The sequence below is a fragment of the Marinobacter sp. W-8 genome, from assembly GCF_044342215.1.
GTDB classification, from domain to species: Bacteria; Pseudomonadota; Gammaproteobacteria; order Pseudomonadales; family Oleiphilaceae; genus Marinobacter; species Marinobacter nauticus.
In genome coordinates, this window is record NZ_CP172297.1 from 1,747,045 (window position 1) to 1,769,757 (window position 22,713).

Annotated in this window: 16 protein-coding genes; 11 read left to right on the plus strand and 5 right to left on the minus strand. The window is 56.6% G+C overall.

The features are described from left to right. Window positions 1-105: 105 nt before the first annotated feature. Together hrpA and ACF8YQ_RS08145 are read left to right on the plus strand one after the other, a co-directional pair. The gene (hrpA, locus tag ACF8YQ_RS08140; protein ID WP_396623143.1) at window positions 106-4,026 is read left to right on the plus strand and encodes an ATP-dependent RNA helicase HrpA; all 3,921 of its coding nucleotides are present in this window, start codon (window positions 106-108) and stop codon (window positions 4,024-4,026) included. A gap of 126 nt (window positions 4,027-4,152) precedes the next feature. Beyond that, window positions 4,153-5,274: a beta-ketoacyl-ACP synthase III gene (locus tag ACF8YQ_RS08145; RefSeq protein WP_014421346.1), complete on the plus strand. Its 1,122-nt coding sequence runs from the start codon at window positions 4,153-4,155 to the stop codon at window positions 5,272-5,274. A gap of 6 nt (window positions 5,275-5,280) precedes the next feature. Here the strand turns inward: ACF8YQ_RS08145 and ACF8YQ_RS08150 are convergent, their stop codons facing one another. Beyond that, window positions 5,281-5,688, minus strand: a complete 408-nt coding sequence (locus tag ACF8YQ_RS08150) for a thioesterase family protein (RefSeq protein ID WP_011785075.1) — start codon at window positions 5,686-5,688, stop codon at window positions 5,281-5,283. Between the two features lie 88 nt (window positions 5,689-5,776). Between ACF8YQ_RS08150 and ACF8YQ_RS08155 the strand changes: the two genes are divergently transcribed. Genes ACF8YQ_RS08155 through dinG form a run of 5 tightly spaced genes read left to right on the plus strand, consistent with a single transcriptional unit; the run spans window position 5,777 to window position 12,704 of the window. Continuing rightward, complete coding sequence (locus ACF8YQ_RS08155) at window positions 5,777-6,559, plus strand: VacJ family lipoprotein (protein WP_022991148.1); 783 nt, start codon at window positions 5,777-5,779, stop codon at window positions 6,557-6,559. Between the two features lie 23 nt (window positions 6,560-6,582). Beyond that, complete coding sequence (locus ACF8YQ_RS08160; RefSeq protein WP_121206597.1) at window positions 6,583-8,070, plus strand: DUF3336 domain-containing protein; 1,488 nt, start codon at window positions 6,583-6,585, stop codon at window positions 8,068-8,070. A 6-nt stretch (window positions 8,071-8,076) separates the two neighbouring features. After that, a complete protein-coding gene (locus tag ACF8YQ_RS08165) occupies window positions 8,077-9,765 on the plus strand; it encodes an ExeA family protein (RefSeq protein ID WP_396623144.1) in 1,689 nt (562 codons plus the stop codon). 3 nt (window positions 9,766-9,768) lie between these two features. Next, window positions 9,769-10,527 carry a general secretion pathway protein GspB gene (locus ACF8YQ_RS08170; RefSeq protein ID WP_396623145.1) on the plus strand — a complete coding sequence of 253 codons (759 nt, stop codon included), beginning with the start codon at window positions 9,769-9,771 and terminating at the stop codon, window positions 10,525-10,527. Then, entirely contained in the window at window positions 10,527-12,704 is a 2,178-nt protein-coding gene (dinG, locus tag ACF8YQ_RS08175) for an ATP-dependent DNA helicase DinG (RefSeq protein ID WP_199451638.1), read from the plus strand. The genes ACF8YQ_RS08170 and dinG overlap by 1 nt, the downstream gene beginning before the upstream one ends. 250 nt (window positions 12,705-12,954) lie before the next feature. Here dinG and ACF8YQ_RS08180 read toward each other — a convergent pair whose 3' ends face one another. Further along, entirely contained in the window at window positions 12,955-15,705 is a 2,751-nt protein-coding gene (locus ACF8YQ_RS08180) for a LuxR C-terminal-related transcriptional regulator (RefSeq protein ID WP_396623146.1), read from the minus strand. 260 nt (window positions 15,706-15,965) lie between these two features. On the opposite strand from ACF8YQ_RS08180, the gene cysB reads away from it, so the two are divergent. Continuing rightward, entirely contained in the window at window positions 15,966-16,943 is a 978-nt protein-coding gene (cysB, locus tag ACF8YQ_RS08185; protein WP_396623147.1) for an HTH-type transcriptional regulator CysB, read from the plus strand. Between the two features lie 80 nt (window positions 16,944-17,023). Here cysB and ACF8YQ_RS08190 read toward each other — a convergent pair whose 3' ends face one another. Continuing rightward, a complete protein-coding gene (locus ACF8YQ_RS08190; RefSeq protein ID WP_023010090.1) occupies window positions 17,024-17,749 on the minus strand; it encodes a phosphoadenylyl-sulfate reductase in 726 nt (241 codons plus the stop codon). Window positions 17,750-17,955: 206 nt separating this feature from the next. On the opposite strand from ACF8YQ_RS08190, the gene thrH reads away from it, so the two are divergent. Next, window positions 17,956-18,570, plus strand: coding sequence for a bifunctional phosphoserine phosphatase/homoserine phosphotransferase ThrH (gene thrH / locus ACF8YQ_RS08195; RefSeq protein WP_011785066.1), 615 nt, complete (start codon window positions 17,956-17,958; stop codon window positions 18,568-18,570). A gap of 48 nt (window positions 18,571-18,618) precedes the next feature. On the opposite strand, the gene pabB is transcribed toward thrH, so the two are convergent. Then, window positions 18,619-19,968, minus strand: coding sequence for an aminodeoxychorismate synthase component I (gene pabB, locus ACF8YQ_RS08200; RefSeq protein WP_396623148.1), 1,350 nt, complete (start codon window positions 19,966-19,968; stop codon window positions 18,619-18,621). A gap of 216 nt (window positions 19,969-20,184) precedes the next feature. Here pabB and ACF8YQ_RS08205 point away from each other — a divergent pair, with 216 nt between their 5' ends. Both ACF8YQ_RS08205 and ACF8YQ_RS08210 read left to right on the plus strand, forming a co-directional pair. After that, the gene (locus ACF8YQ_RS08205) at window positions 20,185-20,733 is read left to right on the plus strand and encodes a hypothetical protein (protein ID WP_396623149.1); all 549 of its coding nucleotides are present in this window, start codon (window positions 20,185-20,187) and stop codon (window positions 20,731-20,733) included. Between the two features lie 159 nt (window positions 20,734-20,892). After that, a complete protein-coding gene (locus tag ACF8YQ_RS08210) occupies window positions 20,893-21,732 on the plus strand; it encodes a DUF6160 family protein (protein WP_396623150.1) in 840 nt (279 codons plus the stop codon). A gap of 127 nt (window positions 21,733-21,859) precedes the next feature. Here ACF8YQ_RS08210 and ACF8YQ_RS08215 read toward each other — a convergent pair whose 3' ends face one another. Then, entirely contained in the window at window positions 21,860-22,471 is a 612-nt protein-coding gene (locus tag ACF8YQ_RS08215; protein ID WP_224848525.1) for a hypothetical protein, read from the minus strand. Between the last annotated feature and the right edge of the window lie 242 nt (window positions 22,472-22,713).

The following is a 22,713-nucleotide window of genomic DNA, read 5'->3' on the forward strand; positions in this document are numbered from 1 at the left end:
CAAAGACCCTGCTTCGGCGGGGTCTTTGTGTTTCTTGGCTCCGGTTTTCGTTAGACTGTTTCGCCCTGACGTTCCACCTACCCATTGATGAGCCTGCAGCTGTTAATGACTGACAACACTCGTTCCGAAACTCCCGTTGATTCCCGGGCCGCTGTCAAAGCGATGATGAGCCAGCTGGACGCCTGCAACCAGCAGGAGGCCGCCCGCATCATTCGTCGTGTAAGCCGTTGCAAGGGTAACCCTGGTAACAAGGACCTGGAAAAGATGGCGCAATGGCTGGATCAGGGGCTCGACAAGGTGCGTAAGCGTCAGGCATTGCACAAGCCGGCGACCTTTCCCGCCGGGTTGCCGGTCAGCGATCGCGTCGAGGACATCAGTGATGCCATCAACAACCATCAGGTGGTGATCATTGCTGGTGAGACCGGGTCCGGTAAAACCACTCAGATTCCGAAGATTTGCCTGAACCTGGGGCGCGGCATCCGCGGGCTTATTGGTCATACCCAGCCCCGGCGGATAGCCGCGCGCAGTGTTTCCAGCCGGATTGCCGAAGAACTGGGTGAGACGGTAGGCCAGCAGGTCGGGTACCAGGTGCGGTTTACCGACAACACCTCGGAATCGTCCCGGGTCAAGGTAATGACCGACGGCATCCTCCTGGCAGAAGTGCAGCATGACCGTTTTCTGGATCGCTATGACACGCTGATTATCGATGAGGCCCACGAGCGCAGCCTTAATATTGATTTTCTGCTCGGCTATCTCAAGCAACTGTTGCCGAAGCGTCCGGATCTGAAAGTCATCATTACATCGGCCACCATCGAGGTGGAGCGTTTCAGCGAGTTTTTCAACGAAGCCCCGGTGATCGAAGTCAGCGGTCGTACCTTTCCGGTAGATATTCGATATCGACCCCTGGTTGGGGACGAGGACGACAGGGATCAGGGCTGGACCGACGGTGTCCTCTCGGCGTTGGACGAGATTGAACAGCATGAACGGCAGGAAAAGCAGCCTCCGGGCGATGTACTGGTTTTTCTGCCAGGCGAGCGCGAGATCCGGGCCCTGAGCAAGGTGCTGCGCCACGCCGACCTGCGTCATACCGAAGTGTTGCCGTTGTATTCCCGCCTGAGCAACCAGGAACAGAACCGGGTGTTTCAGGGCCACAAGGGACGACGGATTGTGTTGTCCACCAACGTGGCTGAGACCTCGCTGACCGTGCCCGGTATTCGCTACGTGATTGATACTGGCGTTGCGCGCATCAGCCGGTACAGTGTGCGCTCGAAAATACAGCGACTGCCAATTGAACCGATTTCCCAGGCCAGTGCCAACCAGCGGGCAGGCCGGTGTGGCCGTGTGGCGCCGGGTATCTGTTTCCGTCTGTACGACGAAACGGACTTTTTGAACCGCCCGGAATACACCGATCCCGAAATCCTGAGAACCAACCTGGCCTCCGTTATCCTGCAAATGGCGACATCCGGACTGGGTGAGATCCGGCATTTTCCGTTTCTTGAGGCGCCGGATCGTCGTCAGGTCAACGATGGTTACAAGCTGCTGGAAGAGCTTAGCGCCGTCGATGACAAACGGCGTGTCACCAGGCTTGGGCGCACCATGGCCCGATTGCCGCTGGATCCCCGGTTAGCCCGGATGCTGGTGACCTCAGCAGAGCAGGGCAGTCTGGCGGAAGTGTTGATTGTGATTGCCGGCCTGAGCGTTCAGGACCCCAGGGAACGCCCACAGGACAAGCAGCAGGCGGCCGACCAGACTCACGCACCGTTCAACGATAAGGAATCGGATTTCGCTACCCTGCTGAATATCTGGAACTGGTTTGAGGAGCAGCGCCAGGAATTGTCCCAGAACCAGCTCAAAAAACTGTGCCAGAAAACCTTCCTGAGCTGGATGCGAATGCGTGAGTGGCGGGACATTCACCGCCAGCTCACCCTGATCTGCCGGGAGCAAAAGCTGACATTGAATAGCCAGCCGGCCAACTACGACGCAGTGCATAAAGCCATTCTGGCCGGCTTGCTTGGCCAGGTGGCGGTGAAAGTGGAAAAGCGGGAGTATCTGGCCACCCGAAACCGCAAGGTAATGATTTTCCCGGGTTCCAAAGTCGGCAAGACGGCACCCAAGTGGATTGTGGCGGCCGAGATCGTCGAAACCAGCAAGGTGTTTGCCCGAATGGTGGCGGCCATTCAGCCCGAATGGGTGGAGCCGCTGGCAGGCCACGTGGTAAAGCACCACTATTTTGAGCCCCACTGGGAGCAGAAGCGTGCCCAGGTGATGGGGTACGAGAAGGTCACACTTTATGGCCTGGATGTGGTCCCCAAGCGCCGTATTCCCTACGCCAAGGTTGACCCCGCCGAGTGCCGGAATCTGTTTATTCGCCGTGCCCTGGTTGAGGGGGATTTCCAGTCCAGGGCGCCGTTTATTGCCCGTAACCGCGAAATGCTGGATACCGTCGAGAATCTGGAGAAGAAAACCCGGCGGCGGGATCTTCTGGTGGATGATGAAGTTTTAGTGGCGTTCTACGACCAGAGACTGCCATCGGAAATCGTTAGTGGCCGACATTTTGAGTCCTGGTGGAAAGGATTATCTGCCGAAGAATTGAAGAAGTTGGAGCTGACAGAGACCGACGTTCTGCAAAGGCCTCTGGATGAGACCTCGGCCCAGCAGTACCCCGACTACCTGGAATGGGAGGGGGTGAAATACCCTCTGAGTTATGAGTTTGAGCCCACCAGTGAGCGCGACGGTGTCACCCTCAACGTGCCCTTGATGGCTTTGCGACAGATCCCCGCCCGGCGTCTGGAGTGGCTGGTGCCGGGGCTGCTTCGGGAAAAATGCATTGCCCTGGTCAAGGGGCTGCCGAAAGCGTTGCGCCGGAATTTTGTGCCGGTACCGGACTTTGTCGACGCGGCTCTGGCCAACCTGCAGCCGGGCAACGAGCCTCTGGCGATCAAACTGGGTGAACAGCTGCGACGAATGACCGGGGTCCAGATTGATCCGGATGCCTGGCCGGAGGAGGAGCTGCCCCGCCACCTGAGGATGAACCTGAGGGTGACCGGCGATAAAGGCAAGGTCATCGCCGAAAGCCGAGACACCGATGAGCTGCAGGCCAGGCTGGAGGGCCGGGCCGAAGAAGCGCTGGCCTCGGCGACGAGAGATGAACCCGGGAAAAAACAGGTGGGTGAATACATAGCCTGGCAATTCGGAACCCTTCCTGAGCACGTTCAAACGGAAAAAGGCGGTATGCAGGTCACGGTGTACCCGGCTCTGGAAGATCTGGGTAATAAGGTGCGGGCTTCGCGTTGTCTGGACAAGCTCACCGCAGAGGATACCCATCGTCGCGGCGTTGCGCGGCTGATTGTGAACCGGTTCGGCAATACCCTGGCGGATCTTGAACGAAAGCTGCCCCGGTTCAAGCAGTCTGCGTTGATGTTTGCACCGATCGGCCAGGCAAAGGGACTGCTGGATGATCTGGTGTTGTCGACGGTTATGCAGCATTTTCTGGCGGACCAACTGCCCAGAACCGAACAGGCGTTCGCAGAGCTGTTCGACCGCCACCGGGGGGACTTCATTCCTGCTCTGGAAGCTGCTGACGAGCGTCTGTTTCAGGCTATGAACGGCTACCAGAAAGTCGCGAAACAGCTCAAGGGCAAGATCAATCTGGCGCTGGCGGCAAGCATGGCCGACCTCAAATTCCAGTTGCAACATCTGGTGTACCCGGGATTCCTGGTCAATACCCCGGCTCAGTGGCTGGAACGGTTCGGCACCTACTTTGAAGCAGCTGACATCCGGTTGGAAAAAATGGCGCGGGAAATGGGGCGTGAGCGGGAATTTCTTCACACCATTGAGCCATTATGGGCGCGGTATGCCGCGAAACTGGAGCAACAGAAGCGCCAGGGCGTGCGAGACCCCGAACTGGAAACCTACCGCTGGATGATGGAGGAGTTCCGGGTGTCGTTTTTTGCCCAACAACTGGGCACGGTAATGACGGTTTCGCCGAAGCGGCTGGATAAACAATGGGAAAAGACCCGTATATAAGGTTTTTGGATGCACTATAACGGGGCCACTGGACGATAGTCCCACGGGCAATTCTGCCGGACTGTGTTAGTATTTCTGACATCGTGATGTCAGAAACCGTTTTTATAATTGTGACGTGGGGTTATTGTGATTAAAGCCGTCATCAGCGGAACCGGCCTGTATACGCCGCCCGCCATTATCGAGAATGATGAACTGGTTGAAGCGTTCAATCAGTACGTGGAGCTGTTCAACAACGAGCATGCCGACGAAATTGCCCGTGGTGAGGTCGCTGCCCTGCAACCCTCGTCTTCTGCCTTTATTGAAAAAGCCTCCGGTATCAAGCGCCGGCATGTTATTGATCGGGATGGTATTCTTGATCCCCACCGGATGACCCCCTACATTCCGGAGCGCAGCAACGATGAACCGTCGGTACAGTGCGATATGGCGGTGGCCGCGAGCAAGGAAGCCCTGGCCCAGGCGGGTAAAACGGCGGCCGATGTCGATGCCGTCATTGTTGCCTGTTCCAACCTGCAAAGGCCGTATCCGGCCATCGCCATTGAAGTGCAGGAAGCCCTGGGTATTGAAGGCTTTGCCTATGACATGAACGTGGCGTGCAGTTCTGCCACTTTCGGCCTGCAGGCGGCAGTCAACTCGGTCGAAAATGGTGCAGCACGTTCGGTGCTGGTGGTCAGCCCGGAAATCTGCTCCGGCCACTTGAATTTCAGGGATCGGGACAGCCACTTTATCTTCGGTGATGCCTGCACGGCGATACTGGTTGAGCGTGAGGAAGACACTAAAGCCGGCCAGGGTTTTGAAATTCTGGGTACTCGTCTGAAAACCAAGTTTTCCAACAACATCCGGAATAACTTCGGCTTCCTCAATCGTGCCGATGAATCCGGCATTGGCAAGGCGGACAAACTGTTTATCCAGCAAGGGCGGAAGGTGTTCAAGGAAGTCTCGCCCCTGGTGGCCGAGACCATTCAGGGCCACCTGGCATCCCTTTCCCTCAGCCCGGATAATCTCACCCGGATGTGGCTGCATCAGGCCAACCTGAACATGAACCAGTTAATTGCGCGTAAGGTTCTGGGTCGCGATGCCAGTGTGGAAGAGGCTCCGGTGATTCTGGACGAATACGCTAACACCAGTTCCGCTGGTTCCATCATCGCGTTCCACAAATACAAGGACGATCTGAAAGCCGGCGATCTGGGCGTGATCTGCTCATTCGGCGCCGGCTATTCCATTGGCAGCGTCGTGGTTCGCCACCGCTGAGCCTGTTTATCTCGCTGCCAGCGCCCGCAAGGTGTCTGGCAGCGGGGTGGATTTGCGTGTCGCCCGGTCCGTCCAGACGATTTTCGCATAGCCTTCCGCGTAGATATCTCCGGTATCCTTGTCTTTCAACAGGTGGTAAGTGTCCAGGCTGGTATTTCCGGCTTTGTCCGCGTAAGTTTCCACCACCACATTGGCGGGGTGAGTCAGCTCCTTCAGGAATGTGGCGCTGGTCTTTATAATGACCGGCCCGGTGGCGTCTTCGGCACCACCGAGTTCCAGTGAGGCAAGCCAGACAATCCGGGCTTCTTCAAAGAAACGAAAGTAAACTGTGTTATTGGCGTGGCCGTATGCATCCATATCACCCCATCGCAGTGCCATGGCGAGGGAGCTGACGGGATTTCCCGGTACTGACATCGGATTTCCTCCGGAAGGTTGAAAAATAATAATAAAGCGCCGGTATTGTTGACGAAACTGAACAGGTTAAACAACCCAAGAGAGCGACATGAAAGAGCGTAAGTCCCGGCGCTGGTCATCCTGGATGGTCATCGCAGTTTTCCCGGCCCTGGCGGTCTTTAATCCGGCCACGGCCCAGAATCTCCAGGAGCCCCCGGGTGAACAGACTATGCCGGTTGAAACCGGCGATCCCTATGAAAACTGGAACCGAAAGGTCTTCGCCTTTAATGATGCTATTGACCGGTGGTTTCTCCGGCCGGTAGCCAAGGGCTATCGCACCGTCACACCAGATCTGGTGGACCGGGGGATTACCAATTTTTTCAATAACCTGACCGAAATCCGTAACTTCACCAACAGCCTTCTGCAGCTGAAGGGTGAGTCTGCGGTTGTGGCGGTTGGCCGTTTTACCTACAACACGGTCTTTGGTCTGGGCGGTTTCTTTGATGTTGCCAACGCCTTCGAGCTGCCCGAGCGGCCAGAGGATTTCGGCCAGACCCTGGCAACCTGGGGAGTGGATTCCGGTCCTTACCTGATGCTGCCGTTGCTTGGGCCGTCCACGCCCCGGTATTTCACGGGTATGGCGGCGGACGGGTTCATGCTGCCTTCGGCGTGGGACTCGGTCGAGAACCCCGAATGGTATTACCTGCGAATGCTCCAGATTGTGGATAAGCGAGCAGACCTGATCCCGGCGGAGAATTTCATTTCCGGGGATCGGTACACGTTTATGCGCAATGCCTTCCTGCAGCGTCGTGAATTCCTGATTAACGATGGTAAGATCACCGAAGATCCTTTCGCGAGTGATGATGACGATCTGATGCTCGACGATTTCTGAGTGTACAAGCCGGGAGGCGACAGGTGATCAAGGACCCGAGAATAACCCGTTTCCGAAAAATGCTGGCGCAGGCCACGAATTATGAACAGTGGAAAGCGGCCGCACTGGAGCTGGATTTTCTTGAGGGCAATGCCGAATGGAAAGAGGATTTTGCCTCCGATCTTTACCATTACGAGCTGATCTATGATCGCCTGTCCAATCTCAAGCAGTATCGCCAACAGAATGATTTCGAGCGCCTGAAGCGCGCGCTCAGGGAAGGGTTGCATCACGACCTTGGCAACATGGGGAATCCGGCGCTGTACACCCGCTCCCGCGTCGGTACCAAACACCTGATTGAAGAATACATCACTCAGGTCTGTGAGTCGCTGGATTACCTGTGTGACCATCCGGTCCCTGGTTTCCCGGTGTATGACAAACTGCAGTTTTTCCGCGACACCCTGACAAGCTACGGGCGGCCCACCTTACTGTTGAGTGGTGGCGCCAGTCTGGGCATGTTCCATTTTGGGGTTATCAAGGCGCTCTGGGAGAAAGGCCTTTTGCCGCAGGTGATTGCCGGCTCCAGCATCGGCGCCATTATCGCCGGCATTCTGGGGGTTCATACCGATGCTGAAATTCCTGAAATGCTGGTGCCTGAAAGCCATAACCTGAAAGCATGGAAATGGCGGGGGTTGTTAAGCGCCATGCGCGGAACCGGTCTGATGGACCAGGACACATTGCGCCGATGCCTGCGGGAGAATATTGGCGACTATACCTTTGAGGAAGCCTACCAGCGCACCGGGCGCAGTATTAATATCAGTGTGTCTCCGGTGCAGGCGCATCAGAAAGCCCGCTTGCTGTGCGGTTACACCTCACCGTACCTGTTGGTGTGGAGCGCCGCCCTGGCCAGTGCCGCTGTACCGGGTATTTTCCCGCCGGTAACGCTGATGAAAAAAGATCTCAACGGTAATTCGCTGCCCTACATGCCGCGGCTCAAGTTTGTGGACGGCTCTGTTGTGAGCGATCTGCCTATTGAACGACTGATGCACCTTTATGATGTGAATTTCACCATTGTCAGCCAGACCAACCCTCACGTGGTGCCGTTTCTGACGGATCGTGGCCAGGATGAAAAACTGTCTCTGACCAATCTGCCGTCCCACTTGCTGAAATCCGAGATACAGTTCCACGGGCAAGGTGTATTCGATTACCTGCGAAAGCGTGTTCGGCCAGAGATCCTGCGGCAGCTATCCGGCCAGATGTATACCATTATGGCCCAGCGATACTCCGGCGATGTGACCATCGCACCAAACTATTCCCTGCGGCATTTTCGGCGTATGCTTGCCAACCCGAGCCCTGAGTATGTTCGTGAGATGATTCTGGAAGGTGAGCGGGCGACCTGGCCCAAGATATCCATGATCCGCTCCCACGCACGGATCTCGAAAACCCTGGAGCGTTGCGTTCGCCGCCTGAAACAGCAAAACCGGCGCGCAGCAGAACTCAAACTGGTAAGCGGTGATACCCCGGCCAGGCCCTGAGGAACCATGTACTACGATTTCTTCGGCTTTCGTGAGCCGCCATTTTCAATCGCTCCCGACCCCCGATATCTCTACCTCAGCGATCGCCACAAGGAAGCACTGGCGCACCTGATGTACGGTGTGCAGGGGCAGGGCGGTTTCATTGTGATCACTGGCGAGGTGGGCACCGGTAAAACCACGGTTTGTCGCTGCTTCATAGAAAACGCGCCGGCACATGTGGATATTGCGCTGGTACTGAATCCGCGCCTGTCTGCCAGGGAGCTGCTGTCGTCCGTTTGTGACGAACTTGAAATAGCGCACCAACCTGATGCCAGTATCAAGACCCTGGTCGACAGCATCAATCAGGATTTGCTGAAAGCCCACGCCGCTGGCCGGCACAAGGTGTTGATTATTGACGAGGCCCAGAACCTCTCTGCTGAGGTGCTCGAACAGCTGCGCTTGCTGACCAACCTGGAAACCTCGGAAAAGAAACTGCTTCAGATTGTCCTGCTTGGCCAGCCGGAATTGCAGGACATCCTGGCTCTGCCGGAACTTCGCCAGCTCAATCAAAGGGTAACGGCACGCTACCACCTGGATGCAATCGATCGGCAGGAACTGCCTGCCTATCTGCAGTACCGGCTTAATGTTGCCGGTATGCGGGGTGATATTTTTACCCCCGGGGCGGTCCGTAGACTGTATCGGGAAAGTCAGGGCGTACCCCGGCTTATCAATCTGATCAGCGACCGGGCACTGCTCGGAGCCTATGCGGAGGGAGATCATCTGATCTCCGTCACACATATTCGCAAAGCGGCAAAAGAGGTCAATGGCGGCCTGGCGATGGCTCCGTCCGGGCGGACGTTCGGTAGCCGGGGCAGTCATGTATGGTTGGTTGTCGCCTCGTTTATCATTGCCATTATCAGTACCGTGTGGCTGCTGGATATTCCCGGGTCATCCGCCCCGGCACTGGCCGAGCCCAAGGCCGAACCGTCGGTTGCAGGCGTGATTGAACGGGTGGCAGAGCCGGTGCCGCCCATGGCCCCAGATTCCGGCCAGCGAGCAATTGCGGCGCCGGAGCCAACACCGCCAGGATTTGTGTTTAACCAGCACACCCAGTCGTTGTCTGAAGCCTTCACCGCTTTATTTGCTCTGTGGGGCAAGAGCTATGAGCGGTCGGCCAACCCGATCGCCTGTGATTACGCCGCAACGGTGGGGCTGGCCTGCCTGGAACGCCAGGGGAGTCGAAGAAGCCTGGAGTTCATCAATCGGCCCGCCATCCTTCAGTTAAGGGATGAAAGCGGCCGCACTCGCCAGGTGGTTGTGGAACGACTGGATGGTGATCTGGCAGTGATTGCGACGCCCCGGGGCAGCCAGCAAGTGCCGTTCCGGGAGATTGAAGACTACTGGTACGGTGATTTCCGGGTGCTCTGGCGAATTCCCGAGTTCATGACCGGCGATGGTTTCTACGGCGATGACTCCGGCCAGCAGTTATGGATCGGTGCCCGTATGATGGAGCTGGCAGAGCGCCTGAGCCGCGGTGAGCAGGAGGCGGCCCGCGTCAAGCGTATGGATATGACGGAACAGGTGCGCTGGTACCAGGAGAAACGGGGGCTCACCGTGGATGGTATTGCCGGCGCCATGACCATTATCCAGATGAACAACGATCTGGCCGACAATATTCCACGGCTGGTGTCAGCAGAGATGGCCAGGAGCGGGTAGCGTATGTCGTATATTCTCGATGCGCTCCGAAAATCCGAAGCGGAGCGCCGACAGGGCAAAGCGCCTGATCTCGGGCAACCGGTACAGATGGTATACCGCCCCAAACGTAAGCCGGTATCGGCCGTGGTGTGGGTTGCGCTGGCCTTGTTAGTGAACGCGGGTGTGCTTGCCTGGTTGTTCTGGCCGGAGCGAGACGCAAAGATCGTGACGGTGAAGGAGGCTCCTGCTGTAGCCCAGGAACAGTCCGAACCGGTACCCGATGTGCCGGCGGCTCAGCCTGAGCCTGAGCCGCTTGCAGAGACTGAAATAGCGGATCCGGTCCGGGTATCCGGAGGGCAGGACCTGTCTCAGGCAACAGGTACAGGTGTGGTCACTGAGGCAGGTGATGAGGCCATGTCAGATGAATACGGCGTCAACCAGCAGTCCTGGGACGAACCTGTCGTCATTGTTCCAAGTCGGTCCGAAAGTGAGCCGTTGCCACAATCTGCCTTGACGGAACGGGTGCCGCAGGGCAGGGTGCCTCACCTTGTGGAACTACCCCTTTCTTTTCAGAAGAGTGTCCCTGATTTGACCTTTAACAGTCACATATTTGCATCTGACCCCTCCGCCAGTCGTGTCATGATCAATGGCCATTACCTGAAGCCGGGAGATGGCTTTGGGTCGCTGCTGGTAGAACGTATTACCGAAGACGGTGTGGTGCTCAGCAAGAACGGCCAGTTTTTCCGTGTAGGTACCGTACGTGACTGGGTGAGCCCGAGATAATGGCGCTGACAGAGGACGTTAAACAGCAAATTCAGCAAGCCTATCGGGATGTGCTGGCGGGCAAGGATATCCGTGCCCGTTATGGCCAGCGCTTGATGATTGCGGAGATTGCCCGGTACATGGGGGAAATCACCGACAACGATGGCCAGCGCACTTCCCCGCCGGCTACCTGCGTGGTGGAGGCTGGTACCGGTACAGGTAAAACGCTGGCCTACCTCATCGCCGCCATTCCGGTGGCGAAAGCCCTTGGCAAGACTCTGGTGATTTCCACCGCCACGGTGGCGCTTCAGGATCAAATCGTTCTGAAAGATCTGCCGGACCTGCGTAAACACAGCAAGCTGGATTTCAGCTGGACTCTTGCCAAAGGCCGTGGTCGTTACCTGTGTATGTCGCGACTGGAAGCGAGGCTGCACGATGAGGGCCATGGTGACAGCGATACCATGCCGTTGTTCCTGTTGGATCAGCCGGTAGACGACGAAGCCCGTAGCCGGGCCACCTTTGAAAACATGCTTGCCAGTTATGGTTCCCGGGACTGGGACGGCGACCGGGATCACTGGCCGGAACAGATTCCCGATGAAATCTGGCGTCAGGTGACGACTGATCATCGCCAGTGCACCAACCGGCACTGCGCCTACTTTGACAGTTGTGCGTTCTTTGATGCCCGCAAGGATCTGGACGATGCCGATGTGGTGGTGGCCAATCATGACCTGGTGCTGGCGGATCTGGCCCTGGGCGGTGGCGCCATTCTCCCGGAGCCGGAGAACGCGCTGTTCATCTTCGATGAAGCCCATCACCTGCCAGACAAGGCCCTGAACCATTTCGCCGCGTCAGTGCCGCTGAACTCCACCCGGCAATGGCTGAAACAGCTTTCCCAGGCGCTGGTCAAGATGCAGCCCTGGCTTCCAGCGGGCTCCCAGGCCGCCAAAGCGGTTGAAAAGATCAGTGCCGCGGGTCGGGATCTGGATCTGGCACTCACTCGCGTGTACGAAGAGGTTGAGCAGAATACCGGCTGGGAATTTAACGAAGAGCGCCGCAGTGCCCAGTGGCGGTATCCGGATGGTGCCTTGCCCGAGAAGCTGGCCGAACTGGCTGGGGAAACACGAATCGCCACGGCAGGGCTTTGTCGGCACCTCGGAACATTGGTCGATGAACTCCAGAGCGCATTCGATGAGCGCAAGGATCCGGAGCTGGACCGGGACACAGCAGATTCCTGGTACCCGGTAGTAGGTTCCTTTCATGCCAGGGCGGAAGATCAGCTGCGGTTGTGGATTGCCTGGAGCGAAGGTGTCGCCATCGTCAGTGATGAAGAGGAGCCGGTGGTCGAAGCCCCTGCTCGTAAAGGTCCACCGGCGGCAAGGTGGGCAGTGCGCCAGCGCTGGGACCATGCTGAAGACATTACCCTGTTCAGCTCGCCGGTACTGGCCGATAACCTGCTGTATTCGAGATTGTGGTCGAGGGCTTACGGAGCGGTACTTACCAGCGCCACGCTGACGGCGCTCGGGCGCTTTGATCGACTTCGTTCACGGGCCGGATTGCCTGAGGCCAGCCGTTATCTGGTAGTACCCAGTTCTTTCCGGTACGCCGAAATGGCGACGGTGGAAGTGCCGGCCATGGTCGCGATGCCTACCGACGATGGTTTCGCTGATGCCTTGGTCAAGCGTTTACCAGAGCTCTGGGCCGGAGAAAAGGCGACACTGGTGCTGTTTACGTCACGCCGACAGATGCAGCAGGTTCGTGATGCGCTGGCGCCTGAGTACCCGGAACTGATCCTGACCCAGGACGATATGGCCAAGAATGAGGTGCTCAGGCTGCATTGCAGCCGGGTTGACGAAGGTAAGCCCAGTGTACTGTTTGGTGTGGCCAGTTTTGCAGAGGGCATTGACCTGCCGGGGCGCTATCTGCACCACGTGGTGATCACCCGATTGCCCTTTTCGGTACCGGATGACCCCATTGAAGCCAGTCTGGCCGAGTGGGTGACCCAACGTGGAGGCAATCCCTTTATGGAAATCACGGTGCCGGACGCTTCTGTCAAACTGGTGCAGGCCGTTGGCCGCCTGCTGCGAACGGAACAGGACACGGGGCGGGTGACCATTCTGGACCGCAGGATTGTGGCTCGACGCTACGGGCAGTTGCTATTGGATGCACTCCCGCCGTTTCGCCGCATCATTGAACACTAGATTTCTCGCAAATCTGTAAACTGACCCATAAAAAAAGAGCCAGCCCGCAAGGGGTGGCTCTCATGGAAGGGGTTCTTAACGAACCCGGGCGTCGAAACAACGCGGAACAAGAAGTCTGAAGGCCTGAATTTCAGATTTCGAGGTAAGGCGTTAACCTCACCATGGTTAAATGATAGGGCTTAAAGGGGCGTAAACGGATCGTCCAAAGGGCGTAGTGACCAGGCTTAATTGGTGTCAAATGTGATGTCCATCACGTTTTCGCGACATCCTCCAGCAACCCTACCTCCCGTGCTTTCGCCAGCGCCTCGGTGCGCCGGCTCACGCCGAGCTTGCCGTACAGGTTCCTGATGTGCGCTTTCACGGTAGCCGGGGCAACGGACATGCGCTCAGCAATTTCTTTATTGGCCAGCCCCTGGTGGATCAAAGCCAGCACTTCCTGCTCACGCTGGCTCAACGGTTCTGCCAGAACATTTGCAGCCTCGACCCCAGGACGGGCAGTCTCGTTGGTAGGATTGGTTTCCTTAGCACCATGGGACGACGGTTCGCCAGGCTGCTCTGCAGCATGTTCCCGAAGCATCGCGAGCAGCTCCCGGTTCCACCGGCCCGGGGTGCGTAGTCTGGGAAAATCCAGAAGCATGTCCCGCAGAGAAGCGCTCTCTTCCGCAAACAGGCGCAGAAAGCCCGCGTTTTCGGCCCGGTCCAATGCCTTCTCCAGCATGACATCGGACTCGTCGGCTCGGCCCTCGTGAGCGAGCGCCTCGGCGTACACCAGAAGAATCTCCACCAAATGCCGGTTGTGGGCGTTGCGCTCCGCCGTTGGTATCAGAGCGGACAGGGTGTCCTGGGCTTGTTGATATTCACCCAGTGCATTCTGCACCCGGGCCAGGGCAATCTGGTTCTGCTCCCGGTTAAGCGGGTTGGTGGCCGGTTGGTCCAGTGCGGGTTGTAAACAGGCGCGGGCCTTGTCGGCGTGGCCGGAGGCCAGGTAGCAGCGTGCCAACAAGGCGGACGCGGCAGGCGGCTCGAAGACGATGTGTTCCCTCCGGCGCCGGCCGGTAGTCACGGCATCTTCTAATGCTTCAACCGCCATTTCCAGGTCGCCCCGGGTAAAGGCCAGGTGCCCGCGTACATACTGGATCACCACATGCTGGCCAGGTTCGGTGCCCTTCTTTACATGATCGAGCAAGGGGGCTAGGTACCCCTCGGCCGTGCTGATCTGGTTCCGCTCGCGATAGATTTCCGTCAGCGCACTGTTCTGCCAGCAGGAAATCAGTCGCGGCTGGCTGGGGTCCGAATAATGTTCGTCCACCCACTGCCGCACTCGGCCGGTGGTTTCCAGCGCCAGGTCGGTATCACCGCGGTGGTATTGAATCCAGGCGAGCAGGCCGCCGGATGACAGAACGGTACTGGCTTTCCGCTCTACCTGGCCATAATGAACGGCTGATTCCAGAGCTTCCTCGGCGTCATTCAGTTCGCCCTTCCCGAAATAGTCCAGGCCCAGGCCGTAATAGGTGACGGACTTCAGGGGAATACTGATCTGATCAATGTCCTTCAATACCTGCCGGGTCAGATCCGAGGCGTTTTTTTCGTCGTTGCGGGTGCGGGCCAGGTAGGATCTCACCAGGGAAATCTCGCTGTGCAACGCCAGTGCGCCTTCAGCATCCGGGTGGGAATCGGCAACGCGGCGGTCCAGCAGATCCTCAACTTCCAGCAGAAGCGGGTCCAGACTTTCAACCCGGTTTGCGAAAAACAGCCCCCAGATCCTGAGCATCTGCAGTTGTGGGCTGTCCTGAATCTTGTGAGCAGGGATCGCTTCCAGCCATTCCAGTACCGGAAGGTGATAGCCGCCATGAATCAGATTGTTTCCGTGTTCCGCCAGAACCGCCGCCAGGTGGTCCGTATCGTTGCGCCGGACAATCTGGGCAATCCCTTCCTGTACATGGCCATGGCGCAGTAGCCAGTCAATGGCACGGGACTGAAGTTCCGAGGCCCGGGGCGGGTCGGCACTCTGGATTCGCTGTAACAGGGCTTCCCGAAACAGGTCGTGGTAACGGAACCACTCGTTGCTATTGTCCAGCGGGATCAGAAAGAGATTCTGGGACAGAAGGCTGGACAGCTTTTCCTGACTGTCCTGGCGTTGTCTGACGGCATTGCACAAAGGGGCGCACAAGCGCGGACAACAGGCCGTTTCCAGCAGGAAGTCTGTCAGTTCTTTGGGAAGCTGCTCAAGTACTTCGGTAAGGACATAATCGGAAATCAGTCGGCTATCCGGTGAGCCCATGGCCTGGCCGGGCACGACGGCTTCCTTCTTGCCGGCCAGTGCTGACAGTTGCATGGCGGCGACCCAGCCTTCGGTTTTACGACATATCGATCGAATGTCGTCCTCGGACAACTCCATGGCCATGGTGCTGCGGAAGAATTCCTGACATTCCTCTTCGGAAAACGCGAGGAGACCGGGGTGGATGTCCTGAACCTGGCGGCGGACGCGCCAGCGGGCCAGTGGCATAGGTGGCTCCGTTCGTGACGCCAGGGTCACCAGAATACCGGGTGGCAGATAGTCCAGAAACCACGCGAGTTGGCGATGAAGGGTGTCGTTACTGATAACGTGGTAGTCATCCACCACCAGCGACCAGGCATTGCCATCGGCCGCGAGAACATTCAAAAGACCGGTAATGGCGGGTGTGAGTTCGTCGTCGTCCTGTCTGGCCAACAGTTTCTTGCAGTCCTCCAGTCCGATCAGGCCGGCATGCTCGAAGGCGCCAATCACGTACTGCCAGAACTGCCTTGGCTTGTCGTCCTGCTCGTCCAGTGAGAGCCAGGCGGTGGGCATGCTGTTGCCGGCGCACCACTGGCTGACCAGTGTGGTCTTGCCATAACCCGCCGGAGCAATAACCAGATTCAGTCGTTTGCCGGAGTCCGGTTGCAGCAGGGTATCCAGCCGTTGACGTTGAACGGCTCTGGAATCGGGTGTTGGCCGGAGGAATTTGGTTGTCAGCAGCATGGCTTCCCGGGATCTGGGCACGTTTGACTAGCGATTGTGTGCTTTGTCACACACAAGTCAAGGGCTGTGTTGACGCAAGGTGTTGTCGGGCCAGCGAAACCAGAGATTTGGTCTACACTGAATACAGATTGCCTTGTATACCAAAAAAGAATGAAAAATTGATCCTTTATGCGTATTATCCGGTTATGAATCCACCAGCGTTCACGAGTTGAGCCTGAGGCACTGACTCAGGGCCGTAAATCCAGGGAGCGACAGAATTAATGAAATTACAACAGCTGCGTTATATCTGGGAAGTTGCGCACCACGACCTGAACGTGTCCGCCACCGCCCAGAGCCTGTTCACCTCACAGCCGGGCATCTCCAAACAGATTCGTTTGCTCGAGGACGAGCTGGGACTTGAGGTGTTTGCCCGCAGCGGCAAACACCTGACCCGCATTACTCCGGGCGGCGAGATCATTATCCGGGAGGCGGGGGAGATCCTGCGCCGGGTGGAAGGCATCAAGAAGATTGCCCAGGAATTCAGTAATCAGCGTAAAGGCGACCTGAGTATCGCGACCACCCACACCCAGGCGCGTTACGCATTGCCGCCGGTTATCCGGGGCTTTATCGAGGAATATCCGGATGTGTCCCTGCATATGCATCAGGGCACGCCGATGCAGATCTCAGAAATGGCCGCCAACGGTGCGGTGGACTTTGCCATCGCCACGGAAGGCATGGACCTGTTCAATGACCTGATCATGATGCCCTGCTACAAGTGGAACCGCTGCGTGATCGTTCCCAAGGATCACCCTCTGGCAAAAGCTCAGGAACTGACGCTTGAAGAATTGGCGGAGTATTCCCTGGTAACCTACGTATTCGGTTTTACCGGGCGGTCCAAGCTGGATGAGGCATTCCAGTCGCGGGGACTGACCCCGAAAGTGGTGTTCACTGCCGCTGATGCCGATGTCATTAAGACTTACGTGCGATTGGGGCTGGGGGTCGGCATTATTGCCAGTATGGCGTTCGATCCCAAGGTGGATACCGATCTCGTGGCGCTGGACGCCAGCAAGCTTTTCAGGCCCTCGGTCACCCGTATTGGCTTCCGCAAAGGCACCTTCCTGCGGGGCTATATGTATGACTTCATGGAGCGGTTCGCGCCCCATCTCACCAAGCAAAAGGTGGATGAAGCCGTGGCTCACCAGGGGAGTCGGTCCGAGATTCAGGAACTGTTCAAGGATATCGAGCTTCCTACCTACTGAGCACTGAGGTTGGGCCCAATGAAAAGCCCGCGGGCCGTTAAGGCGACGCGGGCTTTTTTGTGGACGCAGCTTCGGGCCGTTCAGCCAGACTTGCCGATCAGGTTGCCGGCATGCAGACCGCATTCCTTGTGTGTGGCTTCTTCCCACCACCAGCGTCCTTCGCGCTCGTGCTGGCCAGGGAGCACCGGGCGGGTGCAAGGCTGGCAACCAATACTGACGAAGCCCTGCTCGTGTAGCCGGTTATAGGGCGCCTCAGACATGCGGATGTAATCCCAGACTTCTTTGGAACTCCAGTTTGCCAGCGGGTTAAATTTTATCAGTGGCTTTGCATCAGTTGAGAAGGCGGTGTCCAGCTGGACCACCGGCACCTCATTCCGGGTACCGGGGCTCTGGTCCCGACGCTGGCCCGTGACCCAGGCATCCAGAGTGGCAAGCTTACGGCGCAGCGGGTTAACCTTTCGGATACCACAGCATTCCGAATGACCCTCTTCGTAAAAACTGAACAGGCCTTTGCGGTTGACCATGTCCTGAACTTCTTTGGCATCCGGGAACAGGACTTCAATATCGATGCCGTAGTGTTTTCGCACCCGATCGACAAACTCGTAGGTTTCCGCGTGCAGTCGGCCGGTATCCAGGGTAAACACCCTGAGATTGTCGGTCAGTTTGTGAGCCATTTCGATCAGCACGACGTCCTCGGCGCCACTGAACGAAATGGCAATGTTGCCATAGTGGGCGAGGGCGGCTTTCAGGATCGCCCTGGGGCTTTGACCATCCAGTTCGGCCCGGAGAGAGTCGATATCAGTCATAATCATCCAGTCTGTACCAATAACTTGTGTGGCTAGCTTAGCAGTAAACCTTTAATGCCCTGAAGGAATGAGGATCTATATCTTTATGCCATCAAAGATGGGCAACACCGGATACACGATGCATTTGGCCGCGCTTTTTCATATCATACGCCCACCAACCGGGGCGCAGGTGCCTCATCTTTTTATTTATCGTTCAGGAGACCGTTGTGGAACTCGCATGTCTTGACCTTGAGGGCGTACTCATCCCGGAAATCTGGATCGCCTTTGCAGAAAAAACCGGCATTGAAGAACTCAAGGCAACCACCCGGGATATCCCTGATTACGATGTCTTGATGAAGCAGCGCCTGCGCATTCTGGACCAGCACGGCTATGGGCTGCCGGAAATCCAGGAAGTCATCGGTACTCTGGACCCGCTGCCGGGTGCCCGGGAATTCCTCGACTGGCTGCGTGAGCGTTTCCAGGTGGTGATTCTGTCGGATACCTTTTACGAGTTCGCCATGCCGCTGATGAAGAAGCTCGGTTATCCGGCGTTGTTGTGTCACAAACTGGAAGTGGCGGAGAGTGGCCAGATCACCAATTACCTGCTGCGTCAGCGGGATCCGAAACGCCAGTCTGTGCGTGCATTCCAGTTGTTGAACTACCGGGTGATCGCCGCTGGTGACTCCTACAACGATACCACCATGCTCGGCCAGGCAGAGGCGGGCATTCTGTTCCACGCGCCCCAGAACGTTATTGATGAGTTCCCGCAGTTCCCGGCGGTACACAATTTTGACGATCTGAAACAGGAATTTTTGAAGGCGAGCGCGATTCACAGCGCCTGATCTTTCGAATCGCTGATCTGTGCCGAGGCTGTGCGGCTGTGGTGCAGATCAGAGCTTCAGCTTTTCCAGAAAGTCCATCAGTGGTTTGACCTTGGTGAGTGTCTCCTGATACTCGGCCTCCGGGTCAGAATCCGCCACAATGCCTCCGCCCCCCCAACAACGAATCGTACCGTTGGACTCGCACAGCAGGGTTCGTATTGCGATGTTGCTGTCCAGCCGGCCATCAAGTCCGTAATAGAAGACAGAACCACAATAGGGCCCTCGCCAGTGAGGTTCCAGTTCGCGAATAATTTCCATCGCCCGGATTTTCGGAGCGCCGGTGATGGAGCCGCCAGGAAAGGCATCAAACAACGCCTGAAGCGGGCTGACTTCCGGTTTTAGGGTGGCCTTGATATGGCTGACCAGGTGGTGGACATTGGCGTAGGATTCAAGGGCAAACAGCTGCTCAACCTGCACGCTTCCGGCCTCAGCGTGGAGGCTGAGATCATTCCGCAACAGGTCCACAATCATCAGGTTTTCGGCCCGATCTTTCTCGGATGCCTGAAGTTCATTTGCCAATTTGATATCGGATTCCGGCGAGGAGCCCCGGGGGCGTGTACCTTTGATGGGGCTGGTCTCGACTACGCCCTGGTCTATTTTCAGAAACCGCTCTGGCGATATGGAAAGAATCGAGTCGTCTCCGGCTCTCAGGAAGGCGCTGTAGGGCGTCGGGTTGGCTTCCGTGAGCTTCTCGAAGGCGAGCCATGGATGGCCGCAGTATTTGCCAGAGAATGCCTGGGACAGGTTGGCCTGATAACAATCGCCAGCTTCTATGTAGCGCTTGACGGCTTCGACACCCGCCTTGAATTCTTCCGGCGTTTGCGCCGGAGCAAACGGGGCTTCCATGTGCCAGTGCATCTGGCGGTTTGCCGGAGCCGACAGCCATTGTTCAATCTGATCCTGAATCGGAGCAGGGCATGCCGGGTGAATCCAGAGACAGTAGCGACGGCTATTTCGGTTAAAACTTGCGGTCCAGAGATAGAGCCCGGCGTGCATTAACGGAACGGTGGAGGCGTGGCGCAGTTGAACCAGCCGCCGTTCCCGGGCGTAGCCCAGCTCGTACCCCAGATAGCCGATCCAGCCGCCAGTGAGATGACTCGGGTCTGCGTCTGGCTCGAGCTGGAAAGGCGCGGCAAGCTCTTCCATTTCCCGGGCGAGATGGGCGGTATCAATGGGGCCCGAACTGTTGCTGGGCAGTTCCAGAGAGCGCACGGCCATGGCCGAGAAGCCACAAAGGATGCCTCGGCCGGGGCCATCGCCTGTGCTCCCGAGAAAAACGAAATCGGATGCCCGGTAGGCATGCATCATAAGCTGGTGGTAGGTCGCCCGGGTAAGTTCCCGCGTTGTTGCCCGGCCCAAGGGTCCTCCGGAATCTTGCTGAAATGATAAACAGGCCACAAAAACAGCGTTGTAGCGTTTGCGGCGGCACTGATCTAATGAAATAGCGTCCTGTTCGGACGGGGAGAAAAAGCCGGTGGCTATTCTAACCGAGATAGCAGGACACCCCCAGCATAAAAACAATGTGAAAGCCGTGCGCTCCTGTTGCGCGAGCTTTTTGAGGAAAGTGGAGTAGGTATGACACAGCTAAAATCCCATTTGATGTTTTTTTTGTTCTGTTTTTGTTCTGTTTTTTTAGTTGCAGGTGCACTGAGCGCTGAAGAGCTTTCAGAAAAAGAAGTAAAGAAAATGATCCAAAAGCAGTTTGAGCGAATGTACCAAAAGGGTGTTGATGACCTGGAAAGCCGAATTGTGGTCGCGGGCGGCGTAAAGCCATTTGCGGTGGTAACTGACACGGGAGACAAGACCAAAACGATTCGGATCAAGCAGATTGAGGAAATGCCGGCGGATGTCGCGCTCGAAGTCCTCCGGCGCTCCCTGATTGCGCTGGTCAAGAAGGGCAAGATTGGTGCGACGGCAGTCTTCTACACCACGGCCAATCCCAATAGAGAGTCGGAGGCGGATCGGGTGTTGGTGGTCGAGATGGAGCATATCTTCGGCCCGACGTTGGCCCAACTGGTGCCTTTTACCGTTGAGGATGGAAAAGCGCTTTTTGGTGAGCAGGTTGTTGTCGAGATGGATAAAAAGATATTCAACATCAAGGTGGGGGAAGAATCCGGAGAGTAATGGTTTTGTGTTGGACAATCTAAGTATCGATTACGTGAAGGTGGTCACGGAACATTCAATTACCTTTGCAGTACTCTGTAGCCGTGCAGATACAAAAGTACACCAAACAGTCTGCATGACATGGAAATAACAACAAACTGTTCCAATTAGGAGAACGTTATGAAAGGCCTGAAAAAAATCGCACTGGCAACGGCCGTTGCTGCAGCTCCTTTTGCCGCTCAAGCCGACCTGAAGGCGCTTGATGACACTACTATGAGCAACGTTACCGGCCAGCGTGGTGTAACTATTGAGCTGGAAACCGAGGTTTCCATCGGTGAATTCCGCTACACTGACGATGGTTATCTGGCGGTCAACGATATCTTCATCGGTGGCGGATCTGTTGAGAAAGATGTCAACGGCACAGTAACCGGTGTGTCCGGTAAACTGGACGACTTACTTATCGATATCGATGTAGAAGCCGATGGTGATGCAGTGATCGACGTTCATAGCATTTCCGGTGGTGCTATCGACTTTGCTGTTGGTGTTGGTTCTGCGTCCTTGCACGCGACTGATGGCAGCAATGATTCCACCCTTCTGGCCAGCAACATCGGTATCGAAGGTAACTTGGGTCTGCTGAACATCCGTGTGGATACTGCCACCGACAACCTGATCATGAACGTTGGCTTCAACGTGACCGATATGGATATGGACGTGGATTTCCTTGGCGTGAACGTTCGTGACATGCGTGTTATGGGTGCGAACTTCCTGGAAACTGGTGGTGCAGGATTTGATAAAGCCGATCCGTCAACTTTTGCTAACCTGTTTGCTTCTGCCACTGTGACAGTAGGCAAAGGAACTTCTGCTGCGACTGGTGGAGATGCGCTCTCTATCTCCATTCCAAACTTCGCTGCTGATATGACTATTGGCGCTGTGGAGATTGGTGGAGAGTCAATTGGTGCTTTCACTATCGACAACTTGGTTGTTTCTGGCACCAACATGAAGGTTTATGGTCACCAGTAAGTTGACCTGACACCTTAAAGTGGTGATAGCGCCCCGCATCGCGGGGCGTTTTTTTGTCTGACCGAATCAGCAGACAAAAAAACGGCGACCGTTCTGGTCGCCGCTTTTCGTTTCAGGGGTTGGGTAATTATTGGTCGGGCACCTGAATGGAAAGGTCAAACCCTCCGCCCGGACGGGGAGTCAATGTAATGGGGCCTTCGTTGATCGCTTCGGGGATCTGGATCTGATCGATGCCCGGGGGATTACCGATACTGAAATTCAGATTCTGGCCATCGAAGCCAATGCCCAACTGATCATTCAGGAACGTCTGGGTGAAGGGTTCATCCGGAATTTCCGGTTGCTGACCAAAGATAATGGGCAGTGTCCTCGGGGTAAAGTCTGCCGGTGGCTGTGCTCTGGCCAGTTCGTCGACAGGAAGCAGCAGGGCTCTGCGCAGGAACTCCTCTTCGGCATCGGACAGCGCATCTTTCTTGCCCTCATCAAGATAGCGCTGAAGGGCTTCCCGATACGCTTCCTCTTCCGCTTCGCTCAGAACGGGCTCGCCCGGCGAGATGGTGAGGGCGCGGATGATCTTTTCCCGATCCGCCTCTGACTTCTGTTGTTGGCGCGGGACAACAATAACGGCGGAATCCTCCACGTAGGTTTCTACCATCTCGTCGGAGGTCATGGTTTGCACGCCGGCCCAGGCCGGTGTGAGAGTGGTGGCCGTGATTGCGGCTGCAAGCAGTTTGCGACGCATTTGGGATTGCCTCATGCTGAATCGGTTCAAAAGAGGCGCTGCTGAGTGTACTGCTTCAGTCAATACGCTTCATACTATTACTTTGAGTATTCGGTTTGTCCGACAGTTTTTCAACCGTAAAGTGCCTGGTGTGTGATCAGAATCCGGTGCCCAGGGGTAAATATTTAAGGAACCATGACTTTTATGGTTTTATGTCCGGGTTACTTGAAACCACATTCCGTGAACTTACAGGCCTGAATCCA

Bases quoted from the DNA above. Each gene is read 5' to 3' on its own strand.
- hrpA (WP_396623143.1), top strand. From the start codon at position 106: ATGACTGACAACACTCGTTCCGAAACTCCCGTTGATTCCCGGGCCGCT.
- ACF8YQ_RS08150 (WP_011785075.1), bottom strand. From the start codon at position 5,688: ATGTCAGTACCGGGAAATCCCGTCAGCTCCCTCGCCATGGCACTGCGA.
- ACF8YQ_RS08155 (WP_022991148.1), top strand. From the start codon at position 5,777: ATGAAAGAGCGTAAGTCCCGGCGCTGGTCATCCTGGATGGTCATCGCA.
- ACF8YQ_RS08165 (WP_396623144.1), top strand. From the start codon at position 8,077: ATGTACTACGATTTCTTCGGCTTTCGTGAGCCGCCATTTTCAATCGCT.
- ACF8YQ_RS08170 (WP_396623145.1), top strand. From the start codon at position 9,769: ATGTCGTATATTCTCGATGCGCTCCGAAAATCCGAAGCGGAGCGCCGA.
- dinG (WP_199451638.1), top strand. From the start codon at position 10,527: ATGGCGCTGACAGAGGACGTTAAACAGCAAATTCAGCAAGCCTATCGG.
- ACF8YQ_RS08180 (WP_396623146.1), bottom strand. From the start codon at position 15,705: ATGCTGCTGACAACCAAATTCCTCCGGCCAACACCCGATTCCAGAGCC.
- cysB (WP_396623147.1), top strand. From the start codon at position 15,966: ATGAAATTACAACAGCTGCGTTATATCTGGGAAGTTGCGCACCACGAC.
- ACF8YQ_RS08190 (WP_023010090.1), bottom strand. From the start codon at position 17,749: ATGACTGATATCGACTCTCTCCGGGCCGAACTGGATGGTCAAAGCCCC.
- ACF8YQ_RS08205 (WP_396623149.1), top strand. From the start codon at position 20,185: ATGACACAGCTAAAATCCCATTTGATGTTTTTTTTGTTCTGTTTTTGT.
- ACF8YQ_RS08210 (WP_396623150.1), top strand. From the start codon at position 20,893: ATGAAAGGCCTGAAAAAAATCGCACTGGCAACGGCCGTTGCTGCAGCT.
- ACF8YQ_RS08215 (WP_224848525.1), bottom strand. From the start codon at position 22,471: ATGCGTCGCAAACTGCTTGCAGCCGCAATCACGGCCACCACTCTCACA.